Genomic DNA, 23,528 nt, shown 5'->3' on the forward strand with positions numbered 1-23,528 from the left:
TCGTTACCCGTTAGTGAATACCGACCAGACGTGGCGTAATAAACACCACTAACTCACGCCGCTCATTATCTTTTCCATCATGGCGAAAAAGCTGTCCCAGCCAGGGGATGTTCCCAAGCCCGGGCACGCTGTCGCTGCCGGTTTTGTTCTTTTGCGAAAAAATTCCGCCCAGCGCCAGCGTTTCTCCACTTTTTACCTCCACCTGGGTTTCTATCTCCTGCTTGTCGATAGCCAGCGTTTCTCCATCGGCCTGCTGCAATACCTGTCCCGGCATGTTTTCACTGATGTGTAACTTCAGGCGCACGCGCCCGCCGGGCAATACTACCGGCGTGACCTCCATTCCGAGTACCGCCTCTTTGAACTCCACCGAGGTCGCCCCGCTTTCACCGCTTGAAACCTGATACGGGATCTCGCTTCCCTGCTTGATGCTGGCCGGTTGCATGTGCGAGGCCAGCAGCCGCGGGCTGGCGATGATATCGACCTGCTGTTTTTGCTCCAGCGCAGAGAGCTCCAGATCCAACAGCCTTCCGTTAATCCGCCCGATGTTAAACCCCACATGCGTGGTAGCACTGGCCACAGAAAGATCGCTGCCAAGCGTCGTGAGCTGTCCAACCTTGCCCGCCTCAGTGGCCTCGGCAAGATTCCACTTCACCCCCAACTCACGCAGGCTTTTTTCATTAATGGTGACAATGTGCGCCGCCAGCTCAACCTGCTCGACGGGAATATCCATCTGAGCCGCCCACTTCTGCAGCGCCTCCAGCACCGCCTGACTATCCCTGACCAGCAGACGGTTAGTGCGTTTGTCGACAGATAAACTCCCCTTTGGACTCAGGAGTGTTTCCGCAGCTTTTTGCAATTCTCCGGCATCCGCATAAGAAAATGGGATGCTTTTTGAGACCAGCGGTGCATCAAGTTGACGACGCGCCCGCTCCTGCTCTAAACGTTCCCGCTGCTCGCGCTGCCATGCCGCGGTATGAACATAAAAAATACCGCCCTCCTCACGCAAAACGAGCCCGGCGCTGGTGACAACCGTCTGTAACGCCTGCCGCCAGGGGATGCGCGTCAGGTTAAGCGAGAGCGTGCCGCTGACATCCGGCGATACCACCAGATTACGGTTCTCCTGCTTAACCAGCGCCTGTAGCACCTGAACCACCGGCACGTCATCCACCACCAGCGTGACCGGCTTTGGCGCGGCGGCCCACAGCGGGCGGCTGAACGCCAGCAGCAACAGCACTATCCTTAACTTCATTTTTATCCTTTCCTTCTCGTTGCCACGCCCATTCTTCGGGATCACATGTGTCACCCACATCAACAACCAGTTCCGTTTCATTGATGGCCGTTATCCGCCAGCCCGCCGGGAAACGTTCCTGCGCTTTCAGGCGATGCCAGCGCCGTTGCCCATCCTGTAAAATGCCAACGCGCTGCTGCCCTCCTATCATTCCGCGGTAGTGCCACTGTGCCAGCTCGGCTGTGGCGCAGGGGTCATCCGGCGGGCGAAAGGGATCGCGCATGCCGGTCAACAGCAACGCCGAGCAAACCAGCAGGTATCTCGCGCTATTTCGCATGTTCCAGCTCCAGCCGCAGGCGTAACGCCGTATTTTGTGGCGAAAGCGTAAAAGCAGCGACCCATACATCCCGCTGCGCCAGCCGGGAAAAAAGAGGAGGGATCGCCTGCCACTCCGCCTCCAGCGCCAGTTCTCCGCCGTTCTGCAACGGCTTCCAGTAAAGGAGCCTTGTGCCCTCCCCCTGAAAATCGAGCGGTGAAAAGGGCTTTAGCTCCAGTGCCGTCCGGGTTTGCGGGCTAAACGGCGCCTGACTGGCGGTGGGCCACAGCGACGCGTTAGTCCGCGCGGCCTGGATCAACTGCTGCTGTCGCTCCGCACACTGCTGCTCTACTGGCCGGAGCAATACGCCCCATGCTGCCAGCCCCATCAGGAGAATAGCCAGCCCTCCGCAGACCAGCCGACACCAGGGACGACTTTCACACCAGCGTTCTAACAAGGTGTCCACGCGTTACCCCTCGCTTTTCAGGTGCAGAGTGAACATCCAGCGCCCCTGGCTATCCTGCCGGAGTTCCCCCTCTGGCCCGGTCGTAAAGCCGTCTATGTGCTCCAGCCCATTACGTAAGGCAGAGAGCGCCGGCAGGGTGGTGGCATATCCGATCAACATCAGAGCTGGAGGCTGATAACGCAGCTCTGTCAGCCAGACCTGCGCAGGCATAGCGCCAGAAAGTGTCTCCAGCACCCGTTGCCATGCGCGGCGCGGCGGCGTGCCAGCAGGTTTCTGCGCCTCTGCTGTGGGTCGCTGGCGAGACACAAGGCCACGCTGCACGGACTGCGTACCCGCCAGTTGAGCCTGTAGCGCGCGCAGCGTTACCAGATGGTTCATCCTTACGCTAAAAACGGCCAGCAGCATGAGCAGCAATGCGCCGGCAAACACGCCGCCCCAGAAACGCAGGCATCGCGCGCGCCGCTGCTGACGCCAGGGCAGGAAGTTGGTCATGTTCATTCAGGCACCTCGCTCATGGCCAGCGCCAGCGCGACGGTATAGTCAGCCCCGCATTCGGGAAGAGGCGCATGCCAGCGCTGCAGCGTTTCCCATGGGGTTCGTTCGGCATCAAAGAGCGCGATGTCGTTCTGGCTGAGAGCCAGCAGCGCCGCCAGCTCAGTGACGTTTTCTGCTTCAGCGGTATAACGACGCCCCCACTGATGGCGCATGGCCCACAGCCATTGATGCGCATCCCGCCAGGCGACGCACTGCGTCGGCGCTACCGCAGGCAGCAGGTTCGCCAGCGCGCTGGCATCCGGAGTGATGGTAGCCAGCCGCAAACGTAGCGTTTTCGCCAGAGTCAGAAGCGTTTCAACCTCTTTGTTTTGTGCAGCAGTCACGTGAAACGTATTGCTGAAGGTGTCCTGGGTGTAGTCGAAACAGAGGGACTCAGCAGACATCTCCAGTTCGCGCGAGAGCGCCGCCCCCAGCCACGAGAGCTGCTCGCTGTCGCGCAATGCAAGTGCTGGACGGGGCAACGATTTTTGCAGAGTCCGTGCAGCAGGGAAGGAGAGAAACACCCGGTGGTAGTGCGGTAGCGCTTTCCGCCAGCCGCGTAAGGCATCGGCCAGCGCTTCTGGCTGACAAATTTTGCCGTCACGAATGATGCCTTCGGCCAGAGGAATGGCCCACCAGCGGCGTAAGCACCAGCCGCCTCTCTCCCGGGCCAGCGCCGCAATCAGCACCCTATCCTGTTGAATATGCACGCCCGTTTGCCATGTTTTGAAAGCCATGCTTCACGATCTCCTTATCGCCCGTCGCCTTGACGGCTATATCAATGAATCAGGCTTGCCTTTATACTACCGCGCGATTGTTTAGAAACTGCCCAAGTGAAACCAAATGGGAAATCTCCGGTGAAGTTCGTAAAGTATTTATTCATCCTTGCAGTCTGTTGCATTCTGCTGGGAGCAGGCTCGATTTACGGTTTGTACAAATATATTGAGCCACAGCTACCTGATGTCGCCACGCTCCGCGATGTGCGCCTCCAGATCCCGATGCAGGTCTATAGCGCCGATGGCGAACTGATGGCGCAGTATGGCGAGAAGCGTCGTATCCCGCTGACCTTAAACCAAATCCCCCCCGTGATGGTGAAAGCTTTTATCGCCACAGAGGACAGCCGTTTCTACGAGCACCACGGTGTCGATCCGGTGGGGATTTTCCGTGCCGCAAGCATTGCGTTGTTCTCCGGTCATGCCTCCCAGGGGGCGAGTACCATTACGCAGCAGCTGGCGCGTAACTTCTTCCTCAGCCCCGAAAAGACGCTGACACGTAAGATCAAAGAGGTGTTCCTGGCGATCCGTATTGAGCAGCTGCTGAGCAAGGACGAGATCCTTGAGCTGTACCTCAATAAAATCTACCTGGGCTACCGTGCCTATGGCGTGGGGGCTGCCGCACAGGTGTACTTCGGTAAGCCTGTTGAGCAGCTCACCTTAAGCGAAATGGCAACCATTGCCGGTCTGCCAAAAGCGCCCTCTACGTTCAACCCGCTCTACTCGCTCGATCGCGCCACCTCACGTCGTAACGTCGTCCTTTCACGTATGCTGAGCGAAGGCTATATCAGCCAGAGCGAGTACGACCAGGCGCGTAACGACGTTATTGACGCCAATTACCACGCCCCTGAGATCGCTTTCTCTGCCCCTTATCTGACCGAAATGGTGCGCCAGGAGATGGTGAGTCGTTATGGCGACAAGGCCTATGAAGACGGCTATCGCGTGTACACCACCGTCACCCGTAAAGTGCAGCAGGCTGCTCAGGACGCGGTGCGCAATAACGTGATGGACTACGATATGCGTCACGGCTATCGCGGCCCGTCGAACGTGCTCTGGAAAGTGGGTGAGAGCGCCTGGGACAGCAAAAAAATCACCAGCACGCTGAAAGCGCTGCCAACATACGGTCCGCTCCTTCCAGCCGTGGTCACTCAGGCCGATCCTCAGGAAGCCGTTGCGACGCTGGCGGACGGCACGTCCGTTTCTTTGCGTATGGACGGTATTCGCTGGGCGCGTCCATACCGTTCAGACACCCTGCAGGGGCCAACGCCGCGCAAAGTGACCGACGTGGTACAGACCGGGCAGCAGATCTGGGTACGCAAGGTTGGCGATGCCTGGTGGCTGGCGCAGGTACCGGATGTCAACTCGGCCCTGGTTTCTATCAACCCACAGAACGGGGCGGTAATGGCGCTGGTCGGCGGGTTCGATTTCAACCAGAGCAAATTTAACCGCGCCACGCAGGCCCTGCGTCAGGTCGGTTCCAACATCAAACCGTTCCTCTACACGGCTGCGATGGATAAGGGACTGACCCTTGCCAGCATTCTTAACGACGTGCCAATCTCCCGCTGGGATGCCGGTGCCGGTTCCGACTGGCAGCCGAAGAACTCCCCAGCGGAGTACGCCGGTCCAATTCGTCTTCGTCAGGGTCTTGGGCAGTCGAAAAACGTGGTGATGGTGCGTGCCATGCGCGCGATGGGCGTCGATTATGCGGCAGAGTACCTGCAGCGCTTCGGCTTCCCGGCGCAGAATATCGTTCGCACCGAGTCGCTGGCATTAGGTTCAGCCTCCTTTACGCCGCTTCAGGTCGCGCGCGGATACTCGGTGATGGCTAACGGCGGCTTCCTGGTTGACCCGTACTTCATCAGTAAAATCGAGAACGACCAGGGCGGTGTGCTGTTTGAAGCGAAGCCGAAAATCGCCTGCCCTGAGTGTGATATTCCGGTCATTTACGGCAATACGCCGAAATCCGAGGTGCTCGAAAACAAGGACATGGAAGATCCTGCCGTGTCTCAGGAGCAGCCGAATATCGTCTTACCGCAGCCGCAGCTGGAGCAGGCTAACCAGTCGCTGGTGGCGCAAACCGGCGCGCAGGAGTACGCCCCGCACGTGATCAACACGCCGCTGGCGTTCCTGATCAAGAGCGCGCTGAACACCAACATCTTCGGTGAACCGGGCTGGCAGGGTACCGGCTGGCGTGCAGGGCGCGATCTCCAGCGCCACGATATCGGCGGTAAAACCGGGACAACCAACAGCTCGAAAGATGCGTGGTTCTCCGGCTACGGGCCGGGCGTGGTGACGTCGGTCTGGATCGGTTTCGACGATCATCGCCGTGATTTAGGCCGTACCACGGCCTCCGGTGCGATTAAAGATCAGATTTCCGGCTACGAAGGCGGCGCCAAAAGCGCGCAGCCGGCCTGGGATGCCTACATGAAATCCGTTCTTGAAGGCGTGCCGGAGCAGCCGCTGACGCCGCCGCCGGGCGTGGTGACGGTCAATATTGACCGCAGCACCGGTCAGCTCGCAAACGGTGGTAATAGCCGCGCCGAATATTTCATTGAGGGCACGCAGCCAACCACGCAGGCGGTGCACGAGGTGGGAACGGAGATTATTGATAACGGCGAGACGCACGAGCTGTTCTGACAACAAAGCAAAACGGCAACCTCGGGTTGCCGTTTTTGTGTTTGCTCCCTCTCCCGTGGGAGAGGGTTAGGGTGAGGGCATCAGGCCACTACAGTCTCCCCTGCCCCTTCAGCCACTCCCGGACCAGGAACAGCGCGCTCACGTTGCGCGCCTCGTTAAAGTCAGGGTCTTCCAGCAAATCCATCAGGTGCGCCAGCGGCCAGCGAACCTGCGGCAGCGGCTCCGGCTCGTCTCCCTCAAGCGATTCAGGATAGAGATCTTCAGCCACCACGATATTCATTTTGCTGGAAAAATAAGACGGTGCCATGCTCAGCTTTTTCAGGAACGACAGCTCGTTCGCACCAAAACCCACCTCTTCTTTCAGCTCGCGGTTTGCCGCTTCAAAGACCGTTTCGCCCGGATCGATGAGCCCTTTCGAGAACCCAAGCTCGTAAGATTCCGTCCCCACGGCGTATTCGCGGATCAAAATCAGATGATCGTCGACGATAGGCACAATCATTACCGCTTCGCGCGAGGAGGGGCGCATACGTTCATAAACACGACGCACACCGTTGCTGAACTCCAGGTCCACACTCTCGACATTAAACAGGCGCGATTTAGCGACAGTTTCAACATTCAGAATGGTGGGTTTTTGTAGTGGTTTGCTCATCTTGATGGGGTCTTAGCAGTGTGAACTGGCTTTATTGTGCGATATGCCGCACGGTTTCGGCAATGTCAATCGTTCTTTATTTACATTTATGCAACGTAGCAGGGATCAATCCTCAATTCAAAACAAATGTCAAGAGGTTGAAATGTTTCCAGGAATTTGCTGATATCGCGCCATGGCAGGCTTTGCTATCATCACCGGTCACTGGGATGCGCTTCAGAATGCTCAAGTTCGACTCCATACTTGCCGATAGCCAGCCACAGATTCTCATTCAATGTAAAGGTGCTACTGACTACACCTGTAAGATAAGTAAGATGGGGAAAGCATGAGCACCATTTTGATTGTTCTCGCTGCTATGCTGGTCAGCGCATTGATTGCAGGGTGGCTGTACAGGCGACGCGTACAGCGTCGCTACCGGCTGCCCTTTTTAAATGCCTTCGCGGGTGCGACAACCCGTAAGCTCACGCAAGACGAGCGCGATGCAGTTGAAAACTATCTCGAAACGCTGAACCGTTCTCAGTTAACGCCTGGGCCGACGGGAGCCACCGCTGCGCCTGTCGCGCTTAAGCTGAACGCGCAAAGTGACACCGTGCTCTGCGTGACGCGCTCCATCACGCGCTACGGCATTACGACTGACGACCCCAACAAGTGGCGCTACTACCTTGATTCCGTTGAGGTGCATCTGCCCCCTTCCTGGGAGCAGTACATTAACGACGAAAACAGCGTTGAGCTGATTCACACCGATTCGCTGCCGCTGGTGATCTCGCTCAACGGCCATACCCTGAATGACTATCTTCACGAAGCCCCGCGCTTTGCGCTGGAGCGCACGAGCTCAACGCAGGCCTCTATTCGTGGTGAAGAGACCGAGCAGATTGAACTGCTGAATATTCGTCAGGAAACGCATGAAGAGTACGCTCTGAGTCGTCCGGACGGTATTCGTGAAGCCATCCTGATCGTTGCCGCTTTCCTGCTCTTTTTTGTCTGCCTGCTGACGCCGGACGTCTTTGTCCCGTGGCTGGCGGGTGGCGCAGTGTTGCTTCTGGCGGCCGGGTTGTGGGGACTCTTTGCCCCGCCGACCAAAACCTCGCTGCGGGAGATCCACTGCCTGCGCGGCACGCCAAAGCGCTGGGGCCTGTTCGGTGAGAACGATCAGGAGCATCTCAACAATATTTCACTCGGTATTATTGACCTTATCTATCCGCGCCACTGGCAGCCGTGGATTGCGCAGGATTTAGGGCAGAAAACCGATATTGATATCTACCTTGACCGCCACGTTGTGCGTCAGGGGCGCTTCCTGTCTCTGCATGATGAAGTGAAAAATTTCCCGCTTCAGCACTGGCTCCGCAGCACGGTCATCGCCGGCGGCGCCGGGCTGGTGTTTATCATGCTGCTGCTTTTCGTGCCGCTGGATATGCCCATCAAATTTACCCTTTCGTGGATCAAAGGCGCGCAGACCATCGAGGCGACCAGCGTCAATCAGCTCGATGAAGCGGGCGTGCGGGTGGGCGATACGCTGCGCCTGAAGGGCACCGGGATGTGTAACATCCATACTCCGGGGGCGTGGAACACGCGCCAGAACTCGCCGTTCATGCCGTTCGACTGTTCGCAAATTATCTGGAACGACGCGCCGCCGCTGCCGCTGCCGGAATCTGAAGTGGTGAATAAAGCCACGGCGCTGACCCAGACGGTTAACCGCCAGCTGCACCCGAAACCGGACGATGACTCACGCGTCAGCCCCGCGCTGCGTTCCGCCATTCAGAAATCAGGTATGATTCTGCTGGATGATTTTGGCGATATCGTTCTGAAAACCCAGGATTTATGCTCCACGCAGGATGAGTGCGTACGCCTCAAAAACGCGCTGGTTAACCTCGGGAACAGTAAAGACTGGGACTCGCTGGTGAAACGCGCCGAAGCGGGACGACTGGATGGCGTCAACGTGCTGCTGCGTCCGGTCAGCGCGGAGTCGCTGGATAACCTGGTCGCGACGTCGACATCGCCGTTTATGATGCGCGAAACCACCCGGGCGGCTCAGGCGCTCAACAGCCCGGCGCCGGGCGGCTTTGTGATTGCAAGCGATGAAGGCAGCGACCTGGTCGATCAGCCTTACCCGCAGGTTGCGCTTTACGACTACCCGGCGCAGGAGCAGTGGAGCCAGTTCCAGCGCCTGGCGCAGATGCTGATGCAAACGCCGTTCAGTGCTGAAGGGATTGTCACAAGCATCTACACAGACGCTAATGGCACCCGCCATATCGGCCTGCACCGGATGCCGGACAGCGCAGGATTGTGGCGTTACATTGGCACCTCTCTGCTGATGGTCGCCATGCTGATCGCCATTTTCTGGAACGGTTTTATGGCGCTGCGCCGCTACCAGCGCTCGCGAACGCGTCTGGCTGAGATCCAGCAATATTACGAGAATTGCCTCAATCCTAAGCTGATCCCCTCCTCTGAGAGCCTGATCTGATAACGTCGTTGCGCGACAAGATGTGCTACCCTGTCGCGCACGTTTCTTCTGGCTGGAGTTCCCCCCTATGCATCTTGATATCGACTGGCAGCAGGTCGACACCGTTCTGCTGGATATGGACGGCACGCTGCTCGATCTCGCCTTTGACAACTATTTCTGGCAAAAGCTGGTGCCGGAAACCTATGGTGAACAGCAGGGCATCTCCCCGGCAGAAGCGCAGGCGTTCATTCGTTCGCAATATAGCGCGGTGCAACATACGCTAAACTGGTACTGTCTGGACTACTGGAGCGAGCGCCTCGGTTTGGATATTTGTGCCATGACCACCGCCCAGGGACCACGCGCCGTGCTGCGCGAAGATACGGTTCCATTCCTGGACGCGCTGAAAGCCAGCGGCAAGCGCCGTATTTTGCTTACTAACGCGCATCCACATAACCTGGCCGTGAAGCTGGAGCACACGGGGCTGGCGTCGCACCTTGATTTATTACTTTCTACCCACACATTTGGTTATCCGAAAGAGGATCAGCGGTTGTGGCATGCGGTGAAGGAAGAGACCGGCCTGCAGCCGGAACGCACACTGTTCATTGACGACAGCGAGCCCATTCTGGATTCCGCGGCAACGTTTGGCATTCGCTATTGTCTGGGCGTTACTAATCCTGACTCTGGCCTGGCTGAAAAACGCTATCTGCGCCATCCGGGGCTGAACGACTACCGCCAGATGATCCCCTCACTAACCGTGAAGGAGACGCCATGAAAGAAAAGCCCTCAGACGGGGTAAGACTGGATAAATGGCTGTGGGCAGCCCGTTTTTATAAAACGCGCGCCCTTGCCCGCGAGATGGTTGACGGCGGTAAAGTGCATTACAACGGCCAGCGCAGCAAGCCGAGCAAGCTGGTTGAGCTGAACGCCACCTTAACGCTGCGCCAGGGCAACGACGAACGTACGGTAGTGATTAAAGCCATTACCGAACAGCGACGGCCCGCATCGGAAGCCGTACAGCTTTACGAAGAAACGCCTGAAAGCGTTGAAAAGCGCGAGAAAACCGCGCTGGCGCGCAAAATGAATGCGCTGACCATGCCCCACCCGGACCGGCGACCGGATAAAAAAGAGCGCCGCGATCTGATGAAATTTAAACACGGTGAGAGCGAGTAACCCTCACCCGCACGAGAGATGAAAATGGCCCAACACGACCAATTACACCGCTATCTGTTTGAACAATTCGCCGTGCGCGGCGAGCTGGTCACCGTATCCGAAACCTGGAAACAGATTCTGGAAAACCACAACTACCCGCTGCCGGTGAAGACCCTGTTGGGCGAACTGCTGGTTGCCACCAGCCTTCTGACCGCAACGCTGAAGTTTGCCGGCGATATCACCGTGCAGCTGCAGGGTGACGGCCCGATGACGCTGGCGGTGATCAACGGCAATAACCAGCAGCAGATGCGCGGCGTAGCGCGCGTTCAGGGCGACGTGCCTGAAAATGCAGACCTCAAAACGCTGGTGGGCAATGGCTACCTGGTGATCACCATCTCCCCGGAGGAAGGTGAACGCTATCAGGGCGTGGTGGGTCTGGAAGGCGATACCCTGGCAGCCTGCCTGGAAGACTACTTCATGCGCTCCGAACAGCTCCCAACGCGTCTGTTTATCCGCACCGGTGAAGTGGACGGCCAGCCTGCTGCGGGCGGCATGCTGCTCCAGGTTCTGCCTGCACAGGACGCGCAGACCAATGACTTTGAGCATCTGGCGACGCTGACCGAAACCATCAAAGCGGAAGAGCTGTTCAACCTGTCGGCAACCGACGTGCTGTGGCGTCTGTATCACGAAGAAGAAGTGACCGTGTACGATCCGCAGTCCGTGGAGTTTAAGTGCACCTGCTCACGCGAGCGCTGCGCTGGCGCACTGAAAACCCTGCCGGATGAAGAGATCGACAGCATCATGGCGGAAGACGGCGAAATTGATATGCACTGTGACTACTGCGGTACGCACTACGTGTTCAATTCGATGGATATCGCTGAGATCCGCAACAACGCCTCCCCGGCGGATCCACAGGTTCATTAAACCTCTTCCCCCCTCACCCTAACCCTCTCCCCTTTGGGGAGAGGGCCGGGGTGAGGGGCAAATATCCCATCCAAGCTGAATCGTTTTCCCTATGTAACTCTTACGTAATTTTCTTACATGTATGCGATTACATTCACATTCTTTCCGATAAAATCACCAGTCTTTAACCTTTTCGGAACATTTTCCCCAACCAAAAAGCGATTCCTGCGATAATCCGCCTGCACTGTGACTGGAGTCGCAGCGTTTTCCGTTAGTAAGGGTTTTATCCAGATGCACAAATCTATGAGCCCCGTCGCGGTTAACATCCCCAGAAAAACCCTACAATTTCAGGCAGTACATATTGGCTAAGGAGCAGTGATATGCGTGTTACTGGTTTAACCCCGCAAGATCTCAAGGCTTATGGTATTCACGACGTCCAGGAAGTCGTCTACAACCCCGATTACGATACGCTGTATCAGGAAGAGCTCAATCCAGCACTGGAAGGATACGAGCGCGGTGTGTTGACGAACCTTGGTGCTATCGCCGTCGATACCGGTATCTTTACCGGTCGTTCGCCGAAAGATAAGTATATCGTCCGCGACGAAACCACCCGCGATACGCTGTGGTGGGCTGACAAAGGCAAAGGGAAGAACGACAACAAACCGCTCTCCCCGGAAACTTGGCAGCACCTGAAAGGGCTCGTCACCCATCAACTTTCCGGCAAGCGTCTGTTCATTGTCGACGCTTTCTGCGGCGCTAATGCCGATACCCGCCTTTCCGTGCGTTTCATTACCGAAGTGGCCTGGCAGGCGCATTTCGTTAAGAATATGTTTATTCGTCCGACCGACGAAGAGCTGCAGGACTTCACACCTGACTTCATCGTGATGAACGGTGCGAAATGCACCAACCCACAGTGGAAAGAGCAGGGCCTGAACTCTGAGAACTTCATTGCCTTCAACCTGACCGAGCGTATCCAGCTGATTGGCGGTACCTGGTACGGCGGCGAAATGAAGAAAGGGATGTTCTCGGTCATGAACTACCTGCTGCCGCTGCGCGGTATTGCCTCCATGCACTGCTCGGCGAACGTCGGCGAGAAAGGCGACGTGGCGGTATTCTTCGGCCTGTCCGGCACCGGGAAAACCACGCTCTCCACCGATCCAAAACGCCGTCTGATTGGCGATGACGAGCACGGCTGGGACGATGACGGCGTGTTTAACTTCGAAGGCGGCTGCTACGCGAAGACCATTCGCCTGTCTGAAGAGGCCGAGCCGGATATCTTCCATGCGATCCGTCGCGACGCGCTGCTGGAAAACGTCACCGTACGTGCCGACGGCTCTATCGACTTCGACGATGCGTCAAAAACCGAAAACACCCGCGTCTCTTATCCGATCTACCACATCGACAATATCGTGAAGCCGGTGTCAAAAGCGGGCCATGCCACGAAGGTGATTTTCCTGACGGCGGATGCGTTCGGCGTGCTGCCTCCGGTGTCCCGCCTGACCGCCAGCCAGACGCAGTACCATTTCCTCTCTGGCTTTACTGCCAAACTGGCGGGTACCGAGCGTGGCGTCACGGAGCCAACCCCAACCTTCTCCGCCTGCTTCGGCGCGGCATTCCTGTCGCTGCACCCGACGCAGTACGCTGAGGTGCTGGTGAAACGCATGCAGGCATCCGGCGCGCAGGCCTACCTGGTCAACACCGGCTGGAACGGTACCGGCAAGCGTATCTCTATCAAAGATACACGCGCCATTATCGACGCCATTCTGGATGGTTCACTGGATAATGCCGAAACCTTCACGCTGCCGATGTTTGATCTGGCCATTCCGACGGAACTGCCGGGTGTGGACACGCGTATCCTCGACCCGCGCAATACCTACGGATCGCCAGAGCAGTGGCGCGAGAAGGCGGAATCGCTGGCGAAGCTGTTTATCGATAACTTCGAGAAGTATACCGATACCCCGGCGGGTGCTGCGCTGGTGAGTGCGGGACCGAAGCTGTAGCCCTTCTCCCTCTCCCCGTGGGAGAGGGCCGGGGTGAGGGCATCAGGCCGCAGAGGTCTTATGTTGTCGGGTGGCGGCTTCGCCTTACCCGACCTACAAAAAAGGGTGGCTAGCGCCACCCTTTTTTTAACTCTCTTTCACCTGCCCCCGCGTCACCGGTACCGGTAGCCAGGCGCGAATGCTCAACCCACCCCGCTCGCTGGTACCGATCTCCAGCAATCCGTTATGGTTATCAATGATACGCTGCACAATCGCCAGGCCTAAGCCCGTACCGCTGGTGCTGCGCGCGCTATCGCCGCGCACAAACGGCTGGAACAGATGCTTACGCTGCTCGGGCTTAATGCCCGGACCGTCGTCTTCCACCTGGAACCAGGCGCGGTTGAGTTCAGACCCGCTGCTGACCTTAATCCAGCCGTTACCGTAACGCGCCGCATTGACCACCATGTTAGCCACCGCACGCTTAATGGAGAGCGGGTGCATACGAACCTGAATTTCACCGTCCTGAAGGTCAGTGTCAATTTCACGTTCATAACCACTTTCTGCGGCCACCACTTCGCCCAGCACCGCGTTCAGATCGGCCATTTCCATCGGCATTTCCTGGCCGGTGCGCAGGTAGTCGATGAACTGCTCGATGATGGCGTTACACTCTTCGATGTCCTTGTTAATGGACTCGGCGAGATAACCGTCCTCTTCCCCCATCATCTCCGTCGCCAGACGAATACGCGTTAGCGGGGTGCGAAGGTCATGGCTGACGCCTGCCATCAGCAGCGTACGGTCGTCCGCCAGCTGCTTCACGCCTGCCGCCATATGGTTAAACGCGCGCGTTACCGAACGCACTTCAGAGGCACCATATTCGCGCAGCGGAGGAGGAATGATGCCTTTACCGACCTGCAGCGCCGCGTGCTCCAGGTCGACCAGCGGTCGGTTCTGGATACGGATAAACAGCCACGCGCCACCTATCGCCAGCAGCATAATGGCCAGGGTGTAGCGGAACAGCGGCGAGAAGTCGCCCTGATGGATTTCGGTCAGCGGAACGCGCACCCAGATGTTGGGTGACAGCCAGGTTTTCAGCCAGACGACGGGCGAGCTTTTGTTGACCTCAACGCGCACTTCCGTTGGGCCACCCAGCTGCTGCGCCATCTGCTGGCTGAGAAATTCGTAGTGCTGCGCCCAGCGCAGGCCAGCGTCTTCCGCCGCCTCATTCGAGTAGAGCGAAATGCCCAGCTCACGGTAAATTTCACGGCGAAACGCCGGGGGAACAACCAGCTGCGTACCGTCCTCCAGCTGCAGCTTATCGGTCATCAGCATACGCACTTCGTAGGCCAGGACCTTATTAAACTGCTGGAGGCTCGGCAGGATCGCAAAGTTCAGCACAACCAGGTAGGTCGTCACCAGGCTGACGAACAGCAGGGTGACGATCAGCAGCAGGGTGCGGGCAAACGAGCTTCGCGGCGAGAAGCGCATTCGCCTCATGCTTTAGAGCCGTCCGGGACAAATACGTAGCCCAGACCCCACACGGTCTGAATATAACGAGGATGCGCCGGATCTTCTTCCACCATGCGGCGCAGGCGAGAGATCTGCACGTCGATGGAGCGTTCCATTGCTGAGTATTCGCGACCGCGCGCCAGGTTCATCAGCTTGTCACGGGAAAGCGGCTCGCGCGGGTGGCTGACCAGCGCTTTCAGTACGGCAAACTCACCGCTGGTGAGCGGCATTGGCTCATCTTCACGGAACATCTCGCGCGTGCCGAGGTTCAGCTTGAACTTGCCGAAGGCAATCACCGCTTCTTCCTGCGACGGTGCGCCAGGCAGTTCGTTCGCCTGACGGCGCAGCACGGCGCGAATACGCGCCAGCAGTTCACGCGGGTTAAACGGTTTTGGAATGTAGTCGTCCGCGCCGATTTCGAGGCCCACAATACGGTCAACCTCTTCACCCTTCGCGGTCACCATGATGATTGGCATCGGGTTGCTCTGGCTGCGCAGACGGCGGCAAATAGAAAGCCCGTCTTCGCCCGGCAGCATCAGGTCGAGAACCATCAGGTGGAAAGATTCACGGGTCAGCAGACGGTCCATCTGCTCAGCGTTCGCGACGCTACGAACCTGGAAGCCCTGCTCGGTCAGATAACGCTCCAGCAGCGCGCGCAGGCGCATGTCGTCATCCACGACCAGAATTTTGTAGTTCTCTTGCATTGTGTGTACTCCCAAAGGTTCGGATAGTCTTTGTAACAGCGTATTCTAAAAAAGTGCACGTATTCGACCAGTTAATTCTGGTATAAATTCTAGTCGAAATTGTTACAAAGCATATTTAACAGCAGCTTATCTGTTCATTTCATCACATAAATCATTATTAATCCTGTCTGTTACACTGTGCGCTACGTATTGTGCGCAAAGACAGTTAACCGGCATTAAAGGCTGCACCATGAAAACGCCCCTGATCACCCGCGAAGGGTACGAGAAACTCAAGAAAGAGATGGATTACCTGTGGCGCGAAGAGCGTCCTGAGGTGACCAAAAAGGTGACCTGGGCGGCCAGCCTGGGCGATCGCAGCGAGAATGCGGATTACCAGTACAACAAAAAGCGGCTGCGCGAAATTGACCGCCGGGTTCGCTACCTGACGAAGTGCCTCGAGAATCTCAAAATTGTCGATTACTCCCCACAGCAGGAGGGTAAAGTGTTCTTCGGCGCGTGGGTGGAAATTGAAAACGATGACGGTGACACCCTGCGTTTTCGCATTGTCGGCTACGATGAAATTTTTGGTCGTAAAGATTACATCTCCATCGACTCCCCGATGGCCCGCGCGCTGCTGAAAAAGGAAGTGGGCGATCTGGCCGTCGTTCAAACCCCAGCCGGTGAAGCCAGCTGGTACGTCAATGAGATCGTCTACGTAAAATAGTCCGAGAGCGCCCTCCCCGGCTGGCATTTTGCCGTGTCAGCCCGTATAACTATCCCCTGATTTTGACCCACAAGATGATAAAGCCATGATGAAAGATTCGCTCTGCCGCATTATTGCGGGTGAACTTCAGGCCAGAGCCGAACAGGTAGAAGCTGCCGTTCGCCTGCTTGATGAAGGGAACACCGTGCCGTTTATTGCACGCTATCGTAAGGAAGTCACCGGCGGTCTGGATGACACGCAGCTGCGTAACCTGGAGACCCGTCTGGGCTATCTGCGCGAGCTGGAAGAACGTCGTCAGGCGATCCTCAAATCCATCGGCGAACAGGGCAAGCTGACCAGCGAGCTGGAAAGCGCCATTAACGGCACCCTGAGCAAAACCGAACTCGAAGATCTCTATCTGCCGTATAAACCGAAGCGCCGCACGCGCGGGCAGATTGCGATTGAAGCGGGCCTTGAGCCGCTGGCCGACCTGCTGTGGAATGAGCCGTCTCACGACCCGGACACCGAAGCGGCGAAATTCATCGACGCCGACAAAGGCGTCGCGGACACCAAGGCCGCTCTGGACGGCGCGCGCTACATCCTGATGGAGCGCTTCGCGGAAGACGCTGCCCTGCTGGCCAAAGTGCGTGATTACCTGTGGAAGAATGCCCACATCGTCTCTACCGTCGTCGCGGGCAAAGAGGAAGAAGGCGCGAAGTTCCGCGACTACTTCGATCACCACGAACCGATTTCAACCACCCCTTCTCACCGCGCGCTGGCGATGTTCCGCGGCCGCAACGAAGGCGTGCTCCAGCTCTCCCTGAACGCCGACCCGCAGTTTGACGAGCCGCCGAAAGAGAGCCACTGCGAGCAGATCATTATCGACCATCTCGGCCTGCGCCTGAACAACGCCCCAGCGGACAGCTGGCGCAAAGGCGTAGTGAGCTGGACCTGGCGCATCAAGGTGCTGATGCACCTGGAAACCGAGCTGATGGGTACCGTACGCGAGCGCGCTGAAGATGAAGCGATTAACGTTTTCGCCCGTAACCTGCACGACCTGCTGATGGCCGCTCCTGCCGGCCTGCGCGCCACCATGGGTCTCGATCCGGGCCTGCGTACCGGCGTGAAGGTCGCTGTGGTTGACGGCACCGGCAAGCTGGTCGCCACCGACACCATTTACCCGCATACCGGACAGGCAGCGAAAGCCGCCGTCGTGGTGGCGGCGCTGTGCGAGAAGTACAACGTGGAGCTGGTTGCCATCGGTAACGGCACCGCATCACGCGAAACCGAGCGTTTCTACCTCGACGTGCAGAAGCAGTTCCCGAAAGTGACGGCACAGAAAGTGATCGTCAGCGAAGCGGGCGCATCGGTCTACTCCGCCTCTGAGCTGGCGGCGCAGGAGTTCCCGGACCTGGACGTTTCCCTGCGTGGTGCGGTCTCCATCGCCCGTCGTCTGCAGGATCCGCTTGCCGAACTCGTGAAGATCGACCCGAAATCCATCGGCGTGGGCCAGTACCAGCACGACGTGAGCCAGACGCAACTGGCGCGCAAGCTGGATGCGGTGGTGGAAGACTGCGTAAACGCCGTCGGCGTGGACCTGAACACCGCCTCCGTTCCTCTGCTGACCCGTGTGGCGGGCTTAACCCGCATGATGGCGCAGAACATCGTGGCCTGGCGTGACGAGAACGGTCAGTTCCAGAACCGTCAGCAGCTGCTTAAAGTGAGCCGCCTGGGGCCGAAAGCGTTTGAGCAGTGCGCGGGCTTCCTGCGCATCAACCACGGCGATAACCCGCTGGATGCCTCTACCGTTCACCCGGAAGCATACCCGGTTGTTGAGCGCATCCTGGCCGCTACTCAGCAGGCGCTTAAAGACCTGATGGGTGACAGCGGCGCCCTGCGCAACCTGAAAGCGGTGGACTTCACCGACGAAAAATTTGGCGTGCCTACCGTCACCGATATCATCAAAGAGCTGGAAAAACCGGGCCGCGATCCGCGTCCTGAGTTCAAAACGGCGACCTTTGCTGACGGCATCGAGACCATGAACGATCTCCTGCCGGGCATGGTGCTGGAAGGCGCGGTGACCAACGTCACCAACTTCGGCGCGTTTGTGGATATCGGCGTGCACCAGGACGGTCTGGTGCATATCTCTTCCCTTGCCGACAAGTTTGTTGAAGACCCGCACACCGTGGTCAAAGCGGGCGACATCGTGAAGGTGAAAGTGCTGGAAGTGGATCTTCAGCGCAAGCGTATCGCCCTGACCATGCGTCTGGACGAGCAACCGGGCGACACCAACGCGCGCCGTGGCGGCAACGGCGGAGGCCGCGAGCAGCAGCGTCCGGCCGCGAAAGCCGCAAAACCGCGCGGGCGTGATGCACAGCCTGCGGGCAATAGCGCGATGATGGACGCACTGGCGGCCGCGATGGGTAAGAAACGCTAAGGCAACAACCCCCCCTCACCCTAACCCTCTCCCCAAAGGGGAGAGGGAACTTTAACACCCTCGCCCCTTTGGGGAGAGGGCCGGGGTGAGGGGAATAAAAACATCTCGAAATATATGAAACCGATTGCACAGCCATATTTAAACCACTAATTATCACCCCGTTAACAAATATCCCTCTTTTCATTTTCCCGGCAATTCAGCAAATATTGAGCAAGGTCAATCAGACCGCAAATTAATACGATTAACAACATCCCGTCACATTTTTATTATTGCTGATAAAAACTATTCTCATTATCATCGCAGTGTAGATTATTTAACCTCTCGTGGAATCAGGCATTATGCAATTCACTCCAGACAGTGCATGGAAAATTACCGGTTTTACCCGCGAAATTAGCCCGGCCTATCGGCAGAAGCTGCTGTCACTGGGCATGCTGCCCGGCTCATCATTCCAGGTCGTGCGCGTAGCGCCGTTGGGCGATCCTGTCCATATCGAAACCCGGCGCGTGAATCTGGTTCTGCGCAAAAAAGACCTCGCATTAATTGAAGTTGAATCTTTATCCCGTTAACAAGCCAGCGGTTTCGGTGGGTCTAATACAATGAAAAAATTAACTATTGGCTTAATTGGCAATCCTAATTCCGGCAAGACAACCTTATTTAATCAGTTAACCGGCGCGCGCCAGCGCGTGGGAAATTGGGCAGGCGTAACGGTTGAACGTAAAGAAGGCCAGTTCACGACAACGGACAATCAAGTGACCCTGGTCGACCTTCCCGGCACCTATTCCTTAACCACGATTTCATCCCAGACCTCGCTCGATGAGCAAATTGCCTGCCACTACATTCTTGGCGGCGATGCCGATCTGCTGATCAACGTGGTCGACGCCTCTAACCTCGAACGAAACCTTTACCTGACGCTGCAGCTGCTGGAGCTGGGGATCCCCTGCATCGTGGCGCTCAACATGCTCGACATTGCAGAGAAACAAAAGCTGCGCATTGACGTCGATGCCCTCTCTGCGCGCCTTGGGTGCCCTGTCGTTCCGCTGGTCTCGACCCGCGCTCGCGGTATCGACGCGCTGAAGCTGGCGATTGACCGCCACGCGGGAAACCGCGACGTTGAGCTGGTGCACTACGCCCAGCCGCTGCTGCGCGAAGCCGATCTGCTGGCGCAGGAGATGGACAAAAATATGCCTGCGAAACAGCGTCTGTGGCTCGGCCTGCAGATGCTGGAAGGGGATATCTATAGCCGCGCCTATGCCGGACATGCGGCAGATAAGCTGGACGTGACCCTCGCCCGTCTCAGCGGCGAGCTGGACGACCCGGCGCTGCACATCGCCGATGCGCGTTATCAGGCCATTGCGTCAATTTGTGACGTGGTCAGCAACGCCCTTACCGCGGAACCCAGCCGCTTTACGGCGGCGGTGGATAAGATTGTGCTCAACCGCTTCCTCGGTTTGCCGATCTTCCTGCTGGTGATGTACGTGATGTTCCTGCTTGCCATTAACATTGGTGGCGCGCTCCAGCCGATTTTTGACGCGGGTTCTGTCGCCGTTTTCGTTCATGGTATTCAGTGGCTGGGTTACACCCTGCACTTCCCGGAATGGCTAACCATCTTCCTCGCTCAGGGGATCGGCGGCGGTATCAACACCGTGCTGCCGCTGGTACCGCAGATCGGCATGATGTATCTGTTCCTCTCGTTCCTTGAAGATTCCGGTTACATGGCGCGCGCCGCGTTCGTGATGGACCGCCTGATGCAGGCGCTGGGTCTGCCGGGTAAATCCTTCGTCCCGCTGATCGTCGGCTTCGGCTGTAACGTGCCGTCGGTGATGGGCGCGCGCACCCTGGATGCGCCGCGTGAACGTCTGATGACCATCATGATGGCGCCATTTATGTCCTGCGGCGCGCGTCTGGCAATCTTTGCGGTTTTTGCAGCCGCCTTCTTTGGTCAGCAGGGCGCGCTGGCGGTCTTCTCGCTGTATGTGCTGGGCATCGTGATGGCGATCCTGACCGGCTTAATGCTCAAGCACACCATCATGCGTGGTGAAGCGTCGCCGTTTGTGATGGAGCTTCCGGTCTATCACGTACCGCATCTGAAAAGCCTGGCGATCCAGACCTGGCAGCGCCTGAAAGGCTTTGTGCTGCGCGCCGGTAAGGTGATTGTCATTGTCAGTATTTTCCTGAGCGCGCTGAACAGCTTCACCCTGAGTGGACAGACGGCGGATAACATCAACGACTCTGCCCTCGCCTCCGTCAGCCGCGTCATCACGCCGGTCTTTAAACCAATTGGCGTGCAGGAAGATAACTGGCAGGCGACCGTGGGACTGTTCACCGGGGCGATGGCGAAAGAGGTGGTCGTCGGGACCCTGAACACGCTCTACACCGCAGAGAACATTCAGGAGCAGGAATTTAACCCGGCGGAGTTTCACCTCGGTGACGAACTGCTGGGTGCCGTTGAGGAGACCTGGCAGAGCCTGAAAGATACCTTCAGCCTGAGCGTGCTGGCGAACCCGATTGAGGCCAGCAAAGGCGACGGCGAAATGGCGACCGGTGCCATGGGCGTGATGGGCGAGAAGTTTGGCAGCGCGTCTGCGGCCTACAGCTATCTCATCTTTGTCCTGCTCTATATCCCGTGCATCTCCGTCATGGGAGCGATTGCCCGCGAGTCCAGCCGCGGCTGGATGGGCTTCTCCATCCTGTGGGGGCTGAATATCGCTTACTCGCTGGCGACGCTGTTTTATCAGACCGTTAACTTCAGCCAGCACCCGCGCTACAGCCTGGTCTGCATTCTGGCGGTTGTGCTGTTTAACGTAATGATTCTCGGTCTGCTACGCCGGGCACGCAGCCGCGTCGACATCGACCTGCTGGCGAATCGTAAAACCGCCGCAACCTGCTGCAGCAGCCCGGCTGGCGACTGTCACTAAGAGGAAACCAGATGGCATCGTTGATTCAGGTTCGTGACCTGCTGGCGCTTCAGGGGCGGATGGAGGCAAAACAGCTCAGCCTCAGCCTGCATACGCCGCAGCCGATGATCGATGCCATGCTGGAACGCCTGGAAGCGATGGGTAAAGCCGTGCGGATTCAGGAAGAAGCGGACGGCTGCCTCTCCGGCAGTTGTAAAAGCTGCCCGGAAGGAAAGGCCTGCCTCAGGGAATGGTGGGCACTGCGCTAACAAAGCCGGGCATTGCTGCCCGGCTTTATCGTATTACTTATAGACGTCCGCGGTAGCGCGTACGTTTTTGGTCTGTTTTTCTGCACTGGTGACGACGTAGTACGTCCCGCCCAGCTCATCCGCTTTCTTCGACAGCTCTTTTCTTGCATCCATCGGCGCGGTGGTGTCAGACGTAGAAATCTCACCAATTTTCGTCAGATTCATCCCGGCAACTTTATCTTTTTCCAGCTCTTTCGCCGCAAAAACGCCAAATGACAGTGACCCAATAACCAGAGAAGTGACAATACCTGTAACAAGTTTCATAGCCTGACTCTCCATAGGATTGTTGTTTTTGATTATCGTAGGCAGAACAACCGCAACGACATCTGGAGTATGGTTGCGGTGTGTAACTTTTTCCAGGCTGGATAGAAAATAATCAGTCTAAACGTTGACTTAACGCAACCAGCGCTGAACAAAATTCCGTCGGATGAGAGATAAACGGAGCATGCGCGGCTTTGGCAATGACCCGGGATTCGCTGTCCGGCCAGAGGGAATCCAGAAGTGGAACCACTTTGCGCGGCACCAGCCCGTCCAGATGGCCATAGATACGCAGATGCGGCATGGCCAGCTCAGTCAGCGGCTCCCGCAGGTCGACCGTTTTCAGGATCTCAAGACCGCCGTTAAGCACCTCGACGTCCGGCATCGGCAGGGAGAGCACCACCTGCTTCAGCGCTCTGGCATCCTGACGCGCGGTTTCCGTCCCCATTGTCTGCAATGCGAGGAATCGCTCGACAGTCCGCTGGAAATCGTCGCTCAGCTGCTGCTGGAAGCCCGCCAGCACGTCAGGTTTGATGCCGGGCCACGTCTCTTGCGCGCTAAAGCATGGCGACGAGGCCACGGTGACCAGCGCCTTAACGCGCTCGGGCCAGGAGAGCGCAATCTGGCTTGCCACCAGCCCGCCCAGGCTCCAGCCCAGCCAGATGGCATTTTGCGGCGCGGCGTCCACAACCTGCTGCGCCATCTCATCAAGCGACATCGCGCTAAAGCCGCGGCTGCGACCGTAGCCCGGTAGATCAACCAGATGTAACGTAAATTGCGAGGCAAGTTCCTCGCTTATGCAATGCCACACTTCCGCATTCAGGCCCCATCCGTGCAGCAGCACAAGATGGCAATTTCCTGTCCCTACGGTCTGCCACCACAGCGTCTTCATCAGTTACTGTTCTCTTTTTTCACATGGAGGTTGCACATGCTAACAGTGCCTGGCTTGTGCTGGCTATGCAAAATGCCGCTTGCCCTCAGCGCGTGGGGCGTCTGTTCCGTCTGCACGCGCTCGCTGGCAAGGCGTATCACAACCTGCCCGCAATGTGGTTTACCGGCGGCTAACCGCTATTTGCCCTGCGGCCGCTGCCTGAAAAAATCCCCGCCGTGGAGCGCGCTGGTAGCCGTGGATGATTATGTCCCACCGCTGAGCGGGCTTATTCACGCCCTGAAGTTTTCCGGCCAGAGTTCGCTGGCGCAGCCCCTTGCCCGCCTGCTATTACTGGCGGTTTTACAGGCGCGAAGAACCCGCGCTCTGCCGAAAATCGATAGGGTGGTGAATGTCCCCTTATACCAACGTCGGCACTGGCGGCGCGGCTATAATCAAAGCGACCTGCTCTGCCGCCCGCTCGCCCGGTGGCTAGGCTGTCGCTATGATGCCTGCGCGCTTACCCGCGTACATGCCACCGCTATCCAGCATCAGCTCAACGCCCGGCTTCGCAAAAGGAACCTGAAAAACGCCTTTCGCCTTGAATTGCCGGTCAAAGGCCTCCATATCGCCATCGTGGATGACGTCGTCACCACAGGCAGTACCGTTGCTGAACTTTCCCGACTGCTTTTGCAAAGCGGCGCCGCGTCGGTTCAGGTATGGTGTCTGTGCCGTACCTTGTAGCCCTTCTTCAATGGGCGTATGATTATACCCAGGTAATTTAGTCAACTATTAGGCCA

Annotated in this window: 22 protein-coding genes; 12 read left to right on the forward strand and 10 right to left on the reverse strand. The window is 57.6% G+C overall.

The window, feature by feature from the left end; translation table 11 throughout:
- Positions 1 to 10 precede the first annotated feature (10 nt).
- Genes hofQ through AB8818_RS17615 form a run of 5 tightly spaced genes read right to left on the reverse strand, consistent with a single transcriptional unit; the run spans position 11 to position 3,281 of the window.
- Positions 11 to 1,249: a DNA uptake porin HofQ gene (gene hofQ / locus AB8818_RS17595; protein ID WP_192983711.1), complete on the reverse strand. Its 1,239-nt coding sequence runs from the start codon at positions 1,247 to 1,249 to the stop codon at positions 11 to 13.
- Positions 1,161 to 1,565, reverse strand: coding sequence for a HofP DNA utilization family protein (locus AB8818_RS17600; protein ID WP_192983714.1), 405 nt, complete (start codon positions 1,563 to 1,565; stop codon positions 1,161 to 1,163). The genes hofQ and AB8818_RS17600 overlap by 89 nt, the downstream gene beginning before the upstream one ends.
- Positions 1,555 to 2,010, reverse strand: a complete 456-nt coding sequence (locus AB8818_RS17605; RefSeq protein WP_192983717.1) for a HofO — start codon at positions 2,008 to 2,010, stop codon at positions 1,555 to 1,557. The genes AB8818_RS17600 and AB8818_RS17605 overlap by 11 nt, the downstream gene beginning before the upstream one ends.
- Before the next feature lie 3 nt (positions 2,011 to 2,013).
- Positions 2,014 to 2,508 (reverse strand): PilN domain-containing protein, encoded by a 495-nt coding sequence (locus tag AB8818_RS17610; protein WP_192983720.1) that lies wholly within the window; start codon positions 2,506 to 2,508, stop codon positions 2,014 to 2,016.
- Positions 2,505 to 3,281, reverse strand: a complete 777-nt coding sequence (locus AB8818_RS17615) for a DNA utilization protein HofM (RefSeq protein WP_163330647.1) — start codon at positions 3,279 to 3,281, stop codon at positions 2,505 to 2,507. Before AB8818_RS17615 ends, AB8818_RS17610 begins: the two co-directional genes overlap by 4 nt.
- A 120-nt stretch (positions 3,282 to 3,401) precedes the next feature.
- Here AB8818_RS17615 and mrcA point away from each other — a divergent pair, with 120 nt between their 5' ends.
- Positions 3,402 to 5,954: a peptidoglycan glycosyltransferase/peptidoglycan DD-transpeptidase MrcA gene (gene mrcA, locus AB8818_RS17620; RefSeq protein WP_116342705.1), complete on the forward strand. Its 2,553-nt coding sequence runs from the start codon at positions 3,402 to 3,404 to the stop codon at positions 5,952 to 5,954.
- A gap of 88 nt (positions 5,955 to 6,042) precedes the next feature.
- Here mrcA and nudE read toward each other — a convergent pair whose 3' ends face one another.
- Positions 6,043 to 6,603, reverse strand: a complete 561-nt coding sequence (gene nudE, locus AB8818_RS17625) for an ADP compounds hydrolase NudE (protein ID WP_008503041.1) — start codon at positions 6,601 to 6,603, stop codon at positions 6,043 to 6,045.
- 322 nt (positions 6,604 to 6,925) lie between these two features.
- On the opposite strand from nudE, the gene AB8818_RS17630 reads away from it, so the two are divergent.
- The 5 genes from AB8818_RS17630 (at position 6,926) to pckA (ending at position 13,092) form a co-directional block, all read left to right on the forward strand.
- Positions 6,926 to 9,061, forward strand: coding sequence for an intracellular growth attenuator family protein (locus AB8818_RS17630; protein WP_163330646.1), 2,136 nt, complete (start codon positions 6,926 to 6,928; stop codon positions 9,059 to 9,061).
- 67 nt (positions 9,062 to 9,128) lie between these two features.
- A complete protein-coding gene (gene yrfG, locus AB8818_RS17635) occupies positions 9,129 to 9,812 on the forward strand; it encodes a GMP/IMP nucleotidase (RefSeq protein ID WP_014885534.1) in 684 nt (227 codons plus the stop codon).
- Entirely contained in the window at positions 9,809 to 10,210 is a 402-nt protein-coding gene (gene hslR / locus AB8818_RS17640; protein WP_116342711.1) for a ribosome-associated heat shock protein Hsp15, read from the forward strand. The genes yrfG and hslR overlap by 4 nt, the downstream gene beginning before the upstream one ends.
- Before the next feature lie 18 nt (positions 10,211 to 10,228).
- The gene (gene hslO, locus AB8818_RS17645) at positions 10,229 to 11,113 is read left to right on the forward strand and encodes an Hsp33 family molecular chaperone HslO (protein ID WP_161495995.1); all 885 of its coding nucleotides are present in this window, start codon (positions 10,229 to 10,231) and stop codon (positions 11,111 to 11,113) included.
- A gap of 359 nt (positions 11,114 to 11,472) precedes the next feature.
- On the forward strand, positions 11,473 to 13,092 hold the full coding sequence (gene pckA, locus AB8818_RS17650) for a phosphoenolpyruvate carboxykinase (ATP) (protein ID WP_192983723.1): 1,620 nt from the start codon (positions 11,473 to 11,475) through the stop codon (positions 13,090 to 13,092).
- Between the two features lie 126 nt (positions 13,093 to 13,218).
- On the opposite strand, the gene envZ is transcribed toward pckA, so the two are convergent.
- Both envZ and ompR read right to left on the reverse strand, forming a co-directional pair.
- Positions 13,219 to 14,565 (reverse strand): two-component system sensor histidine kinase EnvZ, encoded by a 1,347-nt coding sequence (gene envZ, locus AB8818_RS17655; RefSeq protein WP_116342712.1) that lies wholly within the window; start codon positions 14,563 to 14,565, stop codon positions 13,219 to 13,221.
- Positions 14,562 to 15,281, reverse strand: a complete 720-nt coding sequence (gene ompR / locus AB8818_RS17660) for a two-component system response regulator OmpR (protein WP_001157751.1) — start codon at positions 15,279 to 15,281, stop codon at positions 14,562 to 14,564. The genes envZ and ompR overlap by 4 nt, the downstream gene beginning before the upstream one ends.
- Before the next feature lie 229 nt (positions 15,282 to 15,510).
- Between ompR and greB the strand changes: the two genes are divergently transcribed.
- The 5 genes from greB (at position 15,511) to feoC (ending at position 21,563) form a co-directional block, all read left to right on the forward strand.
- Positions 15,511 to 15,984: a transcription elongation factor GreB gene (gene greB, locus AB8818_RS17665; protein ID WP_014885539.1), complete on the forward strand. Its 474-nt coding sequence runs from the start codon at positions 15,511 to 15,513 to the stop codon at positions 15,982 to 15,984.
- Between the two features lie 85 nt (positions 15,985 to 16,069).
- Positions 16,070 to 18,400: a Tex family protein gene (locus AB8818_RS17670; RefSeq protein ID WP_163330644.1), complete on the forward strand. Its 2,331-nt coding sequence runs from the start codon at positions 16,070 to 16,072 to the stop codon at positions 18,398 to 18,400.
- A gap of 338 nt (positions 18,401 to 18,738) precedes the next feature.
- On the forward strand, positions 18,739 to 18,966 hold the full coding sequence (gene feoA, locus AB8818_RS17675) for a ferrous iron transporter A (RefSeq protein ID WP_006177893.1): 228 nt from the start codon (positions 18,739 to 18,741) through the stop codon (positions 18,964 to 18,966).
- 30 nt (positions 18,967 to 18,996) lie between these two features.
- Complete coding sequence (gene feoB, locus AB8818_RS17680) at positions 18,997 to 21,315, forward strand: Fe(2+) transporter permease subunit FeoB (RefSeq protein ID WP_116342714.1); 2,319 nt, start codon at positions 18,997 to 18,999, stop codon at positions 21,313 to 21,315.
- Positions 21,316 to 21,326: 11 nt separating this feature from the next.
- A complete protein-coding gene (gene feoC / locus AB8818_RS17685) occupies positions 21,327 to 21,563 on the forward strand; it encodes a [Fe-S]-dependent transcriptional repressor FeoC (RefSeq protein ID WP_039263074.1) in 237 nt (78 codons plus the stop codon).
- A 33-nt stretch (positions 21,564 to 21,596) separates the two neighbouring features.
- Here the strand turns inward: feoC and AB8818_RS17690 are convergent, their stop codons facing one another.
- Together AB8818_RS17690 and bioH are read right to left on the reverse strand one after the other, a co-directional pair.
- Positions 21,597 to 21,866: a YdgH/BhsA/McbA-like domain containing protein gene (locus tag AB8818_RS17690; protein ID WP_023309499.1), complete on the reverse strand. Its 270-nt coding sequence runs from the start codon at positions 21,864 to 21,866 to the stop codon at positions 21,597 to 21,599.
- Between the two features lie 112 nt (positions 21,867 to 21,978).
- Complete coding sequence (bioH, locus tag AB8818_RS17695) at positions 21,979 to 22,752, reverse strand: pimeloyl-ACP methyl ester esterase BioH (protein ID WP_163330643.1); 774 nt, start codon at positions 22,750 to 22,752, stop codon at positions 21,979 to 21,981.
- A gap of 36 nt (positions 22,753 to 22,788) precedes the next feature.
- Between bioH and gntX the strand changes: the two genes are divergently transcribed.
- Positions 22,789 to 23,472, forward strand: coding sequence for a DNA utilization protein GntX (gene gntX, locus AB8818_RS17700; protein WP_116342716.1), 684 nt, complete (start codon positions 22,789 to 22,791; stop codon positions 23,470 to 23,472).
- The last annotated feature ends 56 nt before the right edge of the window (positions 23,473 to 23,528 follow it).

Origin of the sequence: Enterobacter sp. KB-280D8, from assembly GCF_041399405.1 — a bacterium.
GTDB lineage: Bacteria > Pseudomonadota > Gammaproteobacteria > Enterobacterales > Enterobacteriaceae > Enterobacter > Enterobacter cloacae_N.